The organism is Epilithonimonas pallida, from assembly GCF_900182975.1.
Classification (GTDB): Bacteria; Bacteroidota; Bacteroidia; order Flavobacteriales; family Weeksellaceae; genus Epilithonimonas; species Epilithonimonas pallida.
The window spans coordinates 245230-256704 of record NZ_FXUO01000001.1 but is presented as its reverse complement, the minus strand read 5'-3'; the positions used below and the strand labels follow the sequence as shown (position 1 = coordinate 256704).

Here is an 11475-nt window from a genome sequence, read left to right as displayed (position 1 = left end):
TTAAAGTTAGTTTGATAAGAAAGTTGTCGGTTCCCGGTATTGAGATTGGCGTAACTCTCTTATTTATTTTTTAGATATACATATTCACAATAGCTTCGAAAAGTTCCTGTTTACCACTTTTCGGCATTGGTTCTCCTGACTCGTGTGCAATCTTCTGAAGGTCTTCTAATGTTAGTTTCCCTTCTTCAAATGCTTTCCCATTACCATTGTCAAATGATGAATATCTCTCGTTTCTCAGTTTATTGTAATCAGAATTTTCAAGAATATCCGCAGCTACCAATAATCCTTTTGCAAAAGCGTCCATCCCCGAAACGTGTGCGATGAAAAGGTCTTCCGCATCCGTAGAGTTACGACGGATCTTCGCATCGAAGTTAACACCTCCTGTTCCCAAACCGCCAGCCGGAAGAAGTACCAGCCAAGCCTGGATCATCTCATAGTAGTCCACCGGAAACTGATCTGTATCCCAACCATTCTGATAATCGCCTCTGTTGGCATCAATACTTCCCAACATTCCTGCATCTACAGCTGCCTGAAGTTCGTGCTCGAAAGTATGTCCGGCCAAAGTAGCGTGATTGACTTCAAGATTCAGTTTGAAATCTTTGTCAAGACCGTAATGTCTCAAAAATCCAATTACCGTTTCAGCATCATAGTCATACTGATGTTTTGTCGGTTCCATTGGTTTCGGCTCAATCAGGAACGTTCCTGTGAATCCTTGTTTTCTTGCATAGTCTCTGGACATCGTAAGAAATTGTGCAAGATGGTCTTTTTCACGTTTCATATCGGTATTCAGAAGACTCATATAGCCTTCTCTTCCACCCCAGAAAACATAATTTTCTCCACCAAGCGCAATTGTTGCATCGATAGAATTCTTAACCTGAGTACCTGCGCAAGCTACCACATCAAAGTTTGGATTAGTTGATGCACCATTCATGTATCTCTCGTGAGTGAAAACGTTAGCAGTTCCCCAAAGTAATTTGATTCCGGTTTCCTGCTGTTTTTGTTTGGCATAATCTACAACGGTCTGAAGATTTTTTTCATAATCTCTCCAGTTGTCAGCAGGATCTACTAGATCAATGTCGTGGAAGCAATAAAAATTGAAACCCATTTTCTGCATGAATTCGAAACCTGCATCCATCTTGTGCATTGCCCTGCTCACAGCATCAGTTCCCATATCCCAAGGATGATGGATCGTTGGTCCCCCGAATGGATCGCTACCATTTGCACATAGCGTATGCCACCAAGCCATTGCAAAACGTGTCCAGTCTTTCATAGGTTTTCCCATCACTACTCTGTCTGCATCATAATAGCGGAATGCCAATGGATTTCTGCTTTCTTTTCCTTCGAATTTGATTTTGTCGATACCTGTAAAAAACTCTTTTGTACCTGTTAAAGTGTTCATTCTTTTTATATTTATTTTTTAATTATTCTCGATTTTGACATAAAATCTCCCTTCCTCATTGATTTTTTAACATCAATAAGTTAATTGATAAATTTTCTTTTTTGTGGGAATTAAATTATTTCGTTAAGATGATTCTTCCATCTTGTATAGGATTCTAAATATTGTTCTCGCTTCTCGTGTTCCGGTTCTATGACAGCAATTTTTTCCAGTGAAGAAAAAGCCTCGGAAGAATCCGAGTAAAATCCAATCCCCATGCCTGCGGCTCTTGCGGCTCCTACAGCACCGTCCGTATCATAAAGTTCAATCATTGCATTGCTCACGCTGGAAAGTGTCTGGCGGAAAATCGAGCTTAGGAACATATTGGCATTTCCTGCGCGGATTACATTGATATCCATCCCGATATTCCTCATAATATCCATTCCATATTCATAGGAAAATACGATTCCTTCCTGTGCTGCGCGCAAAATATCACCTTTCGAATGGATGTTAAAGTTGATACCGTGGATAGAGCAACTTGTGTCCTTATTCTCCAAAACCCGCTCTGCGCCATTTCCGAAAGGAATAATGCTCAGCCCTTTTGACCCAATCGGTGAGAGCGATGCCATATCATTCATATCACCATAAGACGCGAGCGATGTTGCAAAGTTGTGCTTTAGCCAAGAGTTCAGAATTCCCGTTCCATTGATGCATAGCAAGACTCCTAATCTTGTCAATTCTTCGGTATAGTTCACATGGGCAAAAGTATTGACTCTGGAAAATTTATCATAATCCAGCTTATCCAAAACTCCATAAACCACTCCCGAAGTTCCTGCTGTGGAAGCAATCTCTCCCGGATTAAAAACATTCAGAGACAAGGCATTATTTGGCTGGTCACCTGCTTTGTATGATATTGGTGTCCCTTCTTTCAGTCCCAGTTCCTGTGCTGCAGCTGCAGAAACTGTTGCCTGAATCCCGAACGTCGGTACAATTTCAGGGAAAAAGCTTTTCGGAATTCCATAATAATTGATTACATCATCGGAGATGCAATTATTTTTAAAGTCCCAGAAAATCCCTTCGGATAAACCTTCAATCGTCATCCCGATTTCTCCGGAAAGTCTCATCGCAATGTAATCTCCGGGAAGCATTATTTTATCTATTTTAGCAAATAATTCAGGTTCATTGTCTTTTACCCAAGCCAATTTTGAAGCGGTAAAATTACCTGGTGAATTAAGCAGATGCGACAGACATCTTTCTTCTCCTATTTCTTTGAAAGCCTTTTCACCATAAGGCACTGCACGGCTATCGCACCATATTATGGACGGTCTAAGGAGATTTTGATCCTTGTCAACCATTATTAATCCGTGCATCTGCCAGGTAATACCAATTCCCTTGATGTCTTCTGCATGTACTCCGGATTCGTGCATTACGGCTTCATGTGCCAATTTCAGGTTTGTCCACCAATCGACAGGATTCTGTTCTGCCCAGCCAGGATGGATTGCTGTGATTTTCATCTCTTTCTTCGGAGAAAATTCTGATGCCACAACTTTTCCGCTGGATGCCTCTATGAGACAAACTTTTACAGAAGAACTGCCTATATCATAACCTAATAAGTACATAATTTCTTTAAACGTTTTTATTTTATGAGCTTGGTATTATTTTTCTTATAAACCTTGGCATCAAACTTATAATACCTTGCTGCACGATGTGAGACATTGGTCTCTATCTCATCCAGCGGAATAATGTAGTTGAATGAAGAAATTCTTTTATGAAAATTCTTGATGTCAATCTTTTTTTCACTAAGTGCACTATATAGCTGATATAATTGTCTGATTGTAAATTTTTTTGGCAACAATTCGAATATAATGGAGAAATCCATTTCAATCCATCTTCTTACCTCTACCAAAGACTCATTGATGATTTTATTATGGTCAAAAGGCAGAGCCGGAATTTCATCAAAAGGAAACCAGTCTACAGTATCATATTTTGAGCTGTTGATCTTGTGATCAATCTTGCATAATGAGAGATAGGCTACGGTAATGATCCTGTCAATATCCTGCTTATACTCCTTTCCCATCCATTTGATATCATTCATGTTATTGGCTCTTTCCGGGTCTGCAAAACATTTGAACTGTTTCAGAACCATTTTTTTGATTCCTGTCAATTCATGAAGTACACGTTCCGCAGCATCATCCACATCTTCATCGCTAAATATCAAACTTCCTGGTAACTTCCTTTGTCGCTCCACAGGAATATCATCTACATGACGCTGAACCAATAAAATGTTCAATCGGTTCTCATAATCGAAGCCGAAAACAACACAATCTACAGATACATAAGTATGGATAAAATTTGGACTCATTGTTTTGTTAACATTTATGTAACATTACAAATATAAAAATTCAACTGAATAAAAAAAATAAATTACACATTATCTACTGCTTATCAATACTTTACATATCTATTTTTTATGATATCATATGTATAATTTTTATGATAAGCTTATCATAAAAAAAACACTTAGTTAATTTGTAAAATGTGAATTAACAAACAATTAGTAAAATTTTCCAACGAAATTTTATTGATGATTTTTTAAGAAAATTTTATGATAAGAATCATTAAAAAAAGCCTGAAAAAAAATAAATAAAAAGTGTAAAAAACACACTTTTGAATAAAAAAAACACTAAAATTTAACATTTTTTTTTCCATTTTTCATATGCAAGCAATCATAAAATTGTCAATATGGGAATTTTATGATCAAAAAAATAAAATATAAAACCAGTAATTGAAGATAGGAATTTATAAACTGGTAAAGAAGAAATTTATGTTTATTATCTGAAACATTATGCCCTACTCCAATCCAAATCAATTACAATATTAAGTCTGTAACTATTTAATTTTCGATAAGTCAATACCTAGTTTGGTAAATTCTTTTTCCCCAACTTCAGTGATATAAAAATGCTTATCCCCAGAGTTTTCCTTAGCAAGCCATCCTTTTTCAATAAATTGTTCAAGCAAGAGACTGCCAAGTTTTCCGCCAATGTGTTCGTAACATAACTTAGCAGTTTTTTTTTCAAATAATTTGTTCTTCATTATCTTTTAGATAAATACAATTGATGTTGGTATAAAGCTGTATCATACAAATATACTAATCTTCTTTGACGCGCTTCTGTCTGAACAATAGCGTTTCATTATAAAAATAATTTAAACAGTAATAATTGAGTAAAAAAATATTACTCAATTGTATAGTTAAGCAATTAAAAATCTCTTTCGTCTTTTATATAAAAAAGCAGAAAAAGGACATATTTTTAAATATATCGATATAATGATTGATTTTTAAAAGTATTGATTTGATTTTTAAAAACAATACGATTCGCAGCCGCCTAACTTTGCAATAAGAAATTTAACTACTGATCAGGGTTAAGCATTAATAAACAATAACACACAAAAATCAAAATTATGAATACTAAAGAAAAAATCAGAAATGCAGCACAGCAAACTTTTAAAAACCATTTGGAATTTTTGTCTTCCGGAAGAATAGAAGAATGGGTTGACCTGTTTAAAGAAGACGGAATACTAGAGTTTCCGTATGGACCTAAAGATTTCCCTACTTCAGTAAGCGGTAAAAAGGAATTATATGAATATATGAAGAATTTTCCTAATCATTTCAAAGTTAAATTTGATAATTTACATTTTCATTCAACAGAAGACCCTACGCTGGTTATTGCTGAGTTTACAAGTGATGGCCATGCTGTTTCCACCGGGAAACCCTACATTCAGAAATACATTTCCGTTGTCACTACGGATGAAGAAGGGAAAATTATACGATATGTAGACTTCTGGAACCCTATGGTTGCTCTGGAAGCTATTGATGCTCCTTTAAGCAGTTTTGTTAAGGAATAATCTGACCATTAACACATCAATTCTAACAGCCGTAATCTAAACCTATGATTTCAGCTGTTAGAATTCACCTTCAAATACATTGGAATGAATATATTACGTAAATTTGCGCAGATACATTTTCTCTTAAACCGATATTTTAGACTTCATAGAATGATGAAACCCGAAACCGTAGAGGAATATTATGCGCAGCGTCCCTTTATAAAAACTTCTGATTTAAATGGAGAAGAAGGGCATTTTAATGTATTTAAAATTGAAACCCTCAGTCAGGACGATCCGGAAACCATTGCTTATGGGCGTAAAGACTATTTTAAGATATGTGTAGTATCCGGCAAAAGCAATATCCATTATGCGGATAAAAGTTTCGAAATTAAAGAGCACGGATTCCTTTTTGCTCATCCGTTAATTCCTTACAATTGGGAGCCTCTGGATAAAAGACAAAAGGGCTACAGCAGCATTTTCACGGAATCTTTTTTTGAAGGTCAGGGTAATTTAAAAAAATACCCCTTTTTTCAACCTGGCGGATATCCGGTTTATGAACTCAACGAAGCCGAATATCTTACTCTTACCGATATATTCAGGCAAATCGAAAAAGAAAAGAAGTCTGATTTCGAATATAAAAATGATGTCATCTGCAATTTAATTTTTCAATTGATACACAGCGCTTTGAAAATGAGACCTACAACAAATGTGATCACAGAAAAAAACAATGCTCCGGGAAGAATTACTGCTTTATTTATGGATCTTCTGGAAAGCCAGTTTCCGATAAAAAATACAATTGACGGATTAACTCTTCGAAGTGCTTCCGAATTTGCTTCGCAAATGGCAGTTCATGTGAATCACCTTAACAAATCCGTGAAAGAGATTACGCAGAAAACTACTTCTGAGCTTATCGCCGAGCGACTATTAAAAGAGGCCAAAATAATGCTTAAACACAGTTCCTGGGCTATTTCCGAAATTGCATATACACTGGGTTTCGAGGGTCCTGCACATTTTAGCACTTTTTTTAGAAAACAGCTTAATTTATCTCCTTCACAATACAGAAACAGTATAGGCGGATAAATAAATTCCTCTGTAACTTTTCTTAAACGAATTTAATACTGTTTAATACATCATATTAAAATAGCTAACTATGCTTATCACCGAAAATGTACGTTTAAACCGTATCCTTAGCGGAACATGGAAAAATTTTGTATTTTCTATCGCAGCATGTTCCGTCGCTTATATCATCAATGAGCTTTTTGTAAAGAGTTTATTTTCATTTCCTGTTTTTATTCCTACCGTATTAGGCACTGCGCTGGCATTTTTTATTGGATTTAACAATAATCAGGCATATGACAGATGGTGGGAAGCCCGTAAGATTTGGGGCTCTCTTATCAACAACTCCAGAACTTTTGCCCGGGAATTGATCAGCTATACCACAAATAATAAAGATGGTGAAGAAAAGGAAAACTCATCAATTATAACGGAAAAATTAATAACAAGGCACATTGCTTTTTTATATATACTTAAAAATAATCTTAGAAATACCGCTCATGAAAATCACCTTAGCTATCTTTCAGCAAAAGAAACAGAGATTATAGCTAAGCATTCTAATCAGCCCAATGCGTTACTATTGCTACAATCCTATGATCTTAACGCATTATACAGGAATAAAATTTTAGATGGTTTCAGGTTTCTCGAGATCAATCATGCACTTACTGCATTTGGTGAGGATATGGGAAAGGCTGAAAGAATCAGGAACACCGTTTTCCCGACAACCTATTATTTTTATGCAAAAAACTTCATCTGGATCTTTATCTATTGCGTAACGATGGCAATGGGCAATTCTATCGGAATGTGGTCTATCTTATTTGGAAGCCTGCTCGGATATGTATTTTTTACCATTCAGGCTATAGGACAGAAGCTTGTGAACCCATTTGAAAAAGACAATGTCATGGGGGCTCCATTGGATCAGATGACCAGAACTGTCGAAATTACCCTTCTTGAAATGCTTGATAAAAAAGAAATCCCGGATCCCATAGTAAGTGCAAATGCCGATTATGTAATGTAAGATTAATTTGACTTTAAATTGCCAATAAATTTTTATTAGTATTCTCATCGTGAACAATCATCGAAAAGTCTTCTGGGAAAATTTAATGCAAAAAATACTGTTATTTGATTAGCAAAAAATTATTACTAATTAAATTATTTATTAAATACGTTAAAATTCGATCAATGTCAGCAAGAAGTAAGTTTAGGATAATTCTGTCAATTTCACAAATAGCAAATGACACCAACTGTCTTTAGTTGGTGTCATTTTTATTTCATTTTGAATTCTTTAAAAATTCTCTCAAACCCTTTCCTTTATAAACTCTTCAATCTCTTCATTTCGAAGTTTCGGATTGGCTCCCGAATAACTCGCTACCAAAGCACCAACCGCACTCGCAAAATCCAGTGCCGTTTCAGGATTTTTATCTGATAACAATCGGGCAATCAAACTCGCCAGAAACGAATCCCCAGCTCCAACCGTATCGGCCACTTTCACAGGATAGCCGCCGTGTTTGTAAAATTTATCGTTCCAAAGTAAAATCGAACCGTGTTTTCCCAAAGTAACACAGACAGAACCTGTATTTGTCTTTTCTGAAATGAAACGGATGTTTTCTTCCAGATCATCCGATTTAAAACCTAACTCAGCAGCAATTTCCAGGATTTCTTCATCATTAAATTTAATGAAATCGGCTTTATTCATCAATTCTTCCAGAAGCCCAATGTGGTAGAAAGGTTTTCTCAGATTAACATCAAAAACCTTGAACATTCCAGGGTTTGAATCCAGTAAATTAAAAAGTGTATTTCTTGAAGCATCATTCCTGCAGACAAGGCTTCCGTAAAAAAAAACATCGGCATTTTTAACGATATTCAAAGTATCATTATTGGTTTCAATAAAATCCCAGGCAGACGGAAATTTGATTTCATAAGTTGCAGAACCACGCTCGTTCAATGTTACCTGAACAATACCCGTATCATAATCTTCTGTCGTAATAATTCCGCTGGTATCAAGCTGGTTTTCTCTGACATAGTCACAAATTATTTTTCCATCCTCATCATTTCCAACAGCACTTATCATCGCTACCGGAAATCCGAAAGACGCCGTTCTGAGTGCCAGATTGAGCGGAGCACCGCCAATTTTCTTTTCTTCTCCAAAGACATCGAAGAGCACTTCTCCAAAACTGACTGCATTTATTTTTTTATTAAGGAACATTAATTAAGGATTTTTGACATTAATATTACTGAATGAACTGTCTGCAGTACCAAAAATACTCCATTTTTTGTTAACAACATCATACACACGATTGCTGAACGCCAGTTTATCATTCACATAGACCACACAAACATCATTGCTGATGAAAACCGTTACATTATAGTTGGTTCCCGAGATTCCGGACAAAGGATAAGTATTGGCAAAATCCTCACTTCCGCCGTTCATTACATAACTCGCCATTCTGTTGGAAGAAGGTTCGAATGAAATTTTAAAACCATTCTTTCCGTCATTATCCTGCGCCAGAATCAATCCTGATTTTCCGTTAGGTGGAGCATTCAGTGTAAAGCTGATTTGATTGGCCTTCTGGAGTTTCCCGAACATTACCTGGGAATTCGCAGAAAGGTTAAAGCTATTCCCGCTCTGAGATACATTACCTGTAATCTTATCTACGGAAAGCGGAGCATTTTGTCCATATACAGATTGCAAGGTAGAAACAGGTTTCACCGCCAACGTTCCATCCGGATTCTGAACTAATTGATGTGCTACGAGATTTCCCGCCCAGTCTTTTCCACCGGTGTTGCTTTCAGGGACTTTTCTGGCAGTCCAGCCTACCAGATAACGATTGGCATTGTCCGAAACGGTTTTTGCAGCGTAGAGATAAGAGCCGTCCAACCGGTCATTCGTAGGTGTAGCCCAAGGTCCGTTTGGCGAAGTTCCGATTCTGTAATGCGTTCCACTGTTGTTACTCCAGTTTTCAGAGAAAACAAGATACCAGTAATTGCCCATTTTGAAAAGGTCGGGACATTCCAGCATAATGTAATTTTCTGACGAAGTTGTCGTGTAAATCGGGTTTTCAACCGTCCAGTTTCCGTTTGCTGGATTGGTTGTAGTAAATTTAAGAACAACTGCTTTTTTAGCTGAAGTCTGTGCAGAAACCAACATCCAGTATTTTCCATCCTCAGCATTGAAGAAAACGTGCGGATCGCGGAATTCATAATCATAATAGCCAGCCGGAGCAGTGATTTTAAAATTTTTCACTTTCGTCCAATTTTTCATATCGGTACTTGTTGCCAAAAGCACACTTTCCCTCGGATTTCCCGCTAAAAACGAAGCAATTGCATTGTGCCCGGTGTAATAGTAATAATACGTATTTCCGACTTTCACCAGACTTCCTGTTCCAACACCAAAATCCGGTTCAGAAGCTGTTCCGTAAGGAATTTGTCTCCCTTGATAAGTAAAATCTTTAAAATTGGTCGTCTCAAAGCTGTGAATATCGTGAAATCCTTCGCCTGCAGGTTTGGTTTTAGCATCGTGCAGAAAGAAAAGATGGAATTTTCCGTTTTCGTAATATGGCATTACATCGCCAACATAACCGGCAGTATAATACGGATTAGTGTTTCCCATCCATTGATTGGGCGGTTGTGGAAAGATGTTCGTCTGTCTGAAAATATCATCCGGATTCACATCGGCCACCGAATCATGATTCTGGCAAGAATAAGTTGCCAAAGCCATCACAGCGGCTAAATATATTGTTTTGATTGTCATTGATTCTGATATTAATGCGTTACAAGATAATTAAGGCTGTTCTCCGTGATTTTTTTGATGTTATCCAAAAATCCGTTCGGCTGGCTTGGCGTTCCGTTCGAGGTTTCGTTATACCAGTCATAAGCGCCCATTGAGATAGTGATGCACTTTTTATTGGCAGTTCCGCCAGGAAATTCGGCCACGGCAACACGTCCGTCCAAAGTATTGTCCCAAGCTTCACTGGCAAGGTTATTTCCTCCTGTTTGCGTTCTCCATCCGGCTCCGTTCACATAGCCTCCCCAATCCGGCAAGAACCACCACGCGGTGTGATTCAATCTGAATGTTCCTTTCTGAAGAAAATTGGCTTTCCCGGATTCGTAGGTCTGAAGCCCGTCAAAAACAGGATGCGCTTCGTTACCTTTGAAGGAAATTCCCCAATCGCTGTTCGCATCTACAAACCCGTTCGGTAAGAAATCCCCGAAAACATTATTCGGACCTTTTCCCGAAGGCACAATTCCCAAAGCATCCACATATTGAGCAGCAAATCCCGTTAAAAGAATATTTCCGCCCGCATTCAGATAGGTTTTGATTTTGGAAGTTACATTTGCATTCAATGCATCGCCCGGTAAAGCGGTAGCCGAGTCAAAATGCCACCAAATCACATTGATACCTGTTAGGTTGGCTGCACCGCTCGCCACATCTGCCATTGAAACGTAGACCGCTCCGGAAAATTTACCGAAAAGCCAGTCAGAAGCTGCAATTTCATCAGGATTGGTAAGACCTGTCCTGGTTGCCGCCGTTCCGAGGAAAGCCACTGTTGGTCCTGAAACCGGAGTGGTTACTTTTGCCGTGTAGATTTCAGTCAGATTCGCATTGGAAACGGTAAATTGTACAGGGCTGCTGAAATTAATCGTGGTTCCTGATGCAGGATTGATGCTTACTACGCTCGCCATTTCTATTACAGGCTGCAATGCAGTAAGATTAGTTCCTTCCGGCATTGTGAGTGAAATCGTCTTGCTGGAATGGTTGATGGTTGCCGATAATCCGTTGATTTTAAAACTGATAATCGGAACCTGAGCCTGAACCGTCACCTGATAATCTTTATAAATATTACCATTCTTCACTCTGAATTTAACAGGCTCCGAAAAATCAATTACAGCTCCCGAAGCCGGGGAAATCAATGCACCTTGCGGAATTTCTATTATTGGCGATAAAGCCTTCACACTCGTTCCGTAAGGCAACGTTACCGTGATTTTATCATTTTTATTATCAATGTCTCCAGAAACGCCGTTTACTTTAAAGGAAGAAACATTCACCGAAACATCTGTTACCAGACCGTCTTCCATATTGTTGTCGCAAGACCAGATCAACATTGTCGAAATCAACAGCAGAAAAAATATTGGGAGTTTATTAAATATTGTTTTCATAAATCTTT

General features: G+C 37.6%; 10 protein-coding genes. 3 read left to right on the top strand and 7 right to left on the bottom strand.

The window, feature by feature from the left end:
• Positions 1-70: 70 nt before the first annotated feature.
• From xylA to QOL71_RS01050, 4 genes are all read right to left on the bottom strand, one after another.
• Entirely contained in the window at positions 71-1399 is a 1329-nt protein-coding gene (gene xylA, locus QOL71_RS01065) for a xylose isomerase (RefSeq protein WP_283415164.1), read from the bottom strand.
• 110 nt (positions 1400-1509) lie between these two features.
• On the bottom strand, positions 1510-2994 hold the full coding sequence (locus QOL71_RS01060; RefSeq protein ID WP_283415163.1) for a xylulokinase: 1485 nt from the start codon (positions 2992-2994) through the stop codon (positions 1510-1512).
• 17 nt (positions 2995-3011) lie between these two features.
• Positions 3012-3737 (bottom strand): NUDIX hydrolase, encoded by a 726-nt coding sequence (locus QOL71_RS01055; RefSeq protein ID WP_283415162.1) that lies wholly within the window; start codon positions 3735-3737, stop codon positions 3012-3014.
• Positions 3738-4264: 527 nt separating this feature from the next.
• Complete coding sequence (locus QOL71_RS01050) at positions 4265-4468, bottom strand: ArsR family transcriptional regulator (protein WP_283415161.1); 204 nt, start codon at positions 4466-4468, stop codon at positions 4265-4267.
• A 366-nt stretch (positions 4469-4834) separates the two neighbouring features.
• Between QOL71_RS01050 and QOL71_RS01045 the strand changes: the two genes are divergently transcribed.
• From QOL71_RS01045 to QOL71_RS01035, 3 genes are all read left to right on the top strand, one after another.
• Entirely contained in the window at positions 4835-5278 is a 444-nt protein-coding gene (locus QOL71_RS01045; RefSeq protein ID WP_283415160.1) for a nuclear transport factor 2 family protein, read from the top strand.
• 150 nt (positions 5279-5428) lie between these two features.
• Positions 5429-6337 (top strand): AraC family transcriptional regulator, encoded by a 909-nt coding sequence (locus QOL71_RS01040; protein ID WP_283415159.1) that lies wholly within the window; start codon positions 5429-5431, stop codon positions 6335-6337.
• Positions 6338-6407: 70 nt separating this feature from the next.
• Positions 6408-7328 (top strand): bestrophin family protein, encoded by a 921-nt coding sequence (locus QOL71_RS01035; protein ID WP_283415158.1) that lies wholly within the window; start codon positions 6408-6410, stop codon positions 7326-7328.
• Positions 7329-7607: 279 nt separating this feature from the next.
• Here the strand turns inward: QOL71_RS01035 and QOL71_RS01030 are convergent, their stop codons facing one another.
• The 3 genes from QOL71_RS01030 to QOL71_RS01020 are packed head-to-tail and all read right to left on the bottom strand — an operon-like array spanning position 7608 to position 11467.
• A complete protein-coding gene (locus tag QOL71_RS01030) occupies positions 7608-8516 on the bottom strand; it encodes a carbohydrate kinase family protein (protein ID WP_283415157.1) in 909 nt (302 codons plus the stop codon).
• Between the two features lie 3 nt (positions 8517-8519).
• Positions 8520-10061, bottom strand: a complete 1542-nt coding sequence (locus QOL71_RS01025; protein ID WP_283415156.1) for a glycoside hydrolase family 32 protein — start codon at positions 10059-10061, stop codon at positions 8520-8522.
• A gap of 11 nt (positions 10062-10072) precedes the next feature.
• Positions 10073-11467, bottom strand: a complete 1395-nt coding sequence (locus tag QOL71_RS01020; protein ID WP_283415155.1) for a DUF4960 domain-containing protein — start codon at positions 11465-11467, stop codon at positions 10073-10075.
• Between the last annotated feature and the right edge of the window lie 8 nt (positions 11468-11475).

Excerpts from the sequence above, each read along its gene's own strand:
- QOL71_RS01030 (WP_283415157.1), bottom strand. The coding sequence starts at position 8,516 with ATGTTCCTTAATAAAAAAATAAATGCAGTCAGTTTTGGAGAAGTGCTC.
- QOL71_RS01055 (WP_283415162.1), bottom strand. The coding sequence starts at position 3,737 with ATGAGTCCAAATTTTATCCATACTTATGTATCTGTAGATTGTGTTGTT.
- QOL71_RS01050 (WP_283415161.1), bottom strand. The coding sequence starts at position 4,468 with ATGAAGAACAAATTATTTGAAAAAAAAACTGCTAAGTTATGTTACGAA.
- xylA (WP_283415164.1), bottom strand. The coding sequence starts at position 1,399 with ATGAACACTTTAACAGGTACAAAAGAGTTTTTTACAGGTATCGACAAA.
- QOL71_RS01025 (WP_283415156.1), bottom strand. The coding sequence starts at position 10,061 with ATGACAATCAAAACAATATATTTAGCCGCTGTGATGGCTTTGGCAACT.
- QOL71_RS01020 (WP_283415155.1), bottom strand. The coding sequence starts at position 11,467 with ATGAAAACAATATTTAATAAACTCCCAATATTTTTTCTGCTGTTGATT.
- QOL71_RS01060 (WP_283415163.1), bottom strand. The coding sequence starts at position 2,994 with ATGTACTTATTAGGTTATGATATAGGCAGTTCTTCTGTAAAAGTTTGT.
- QOL71_RS01040 (WP_283415159.1), top strand. The coding sequence starts at position 5,429 with ATGATGAAACCCGAAACCGTAGAGGAATATTATGCGCAGCGTCCCTTT.
- QOL71_RS01045 (WP_283415160.1), top strand. The coding sequence starts at position 4,835 with ATGAATACTAAAGAAAAAATCAGAAATGCAGCACAGCAAACTTTTAAA.
- QOL71_RS01035 (WP_283415158.1), top strand. The coding sequence starts at position 6,408 with ATGCTTATCACCGAAAATGTACGTTTAAACCGTATCCTTAGCGGAACA.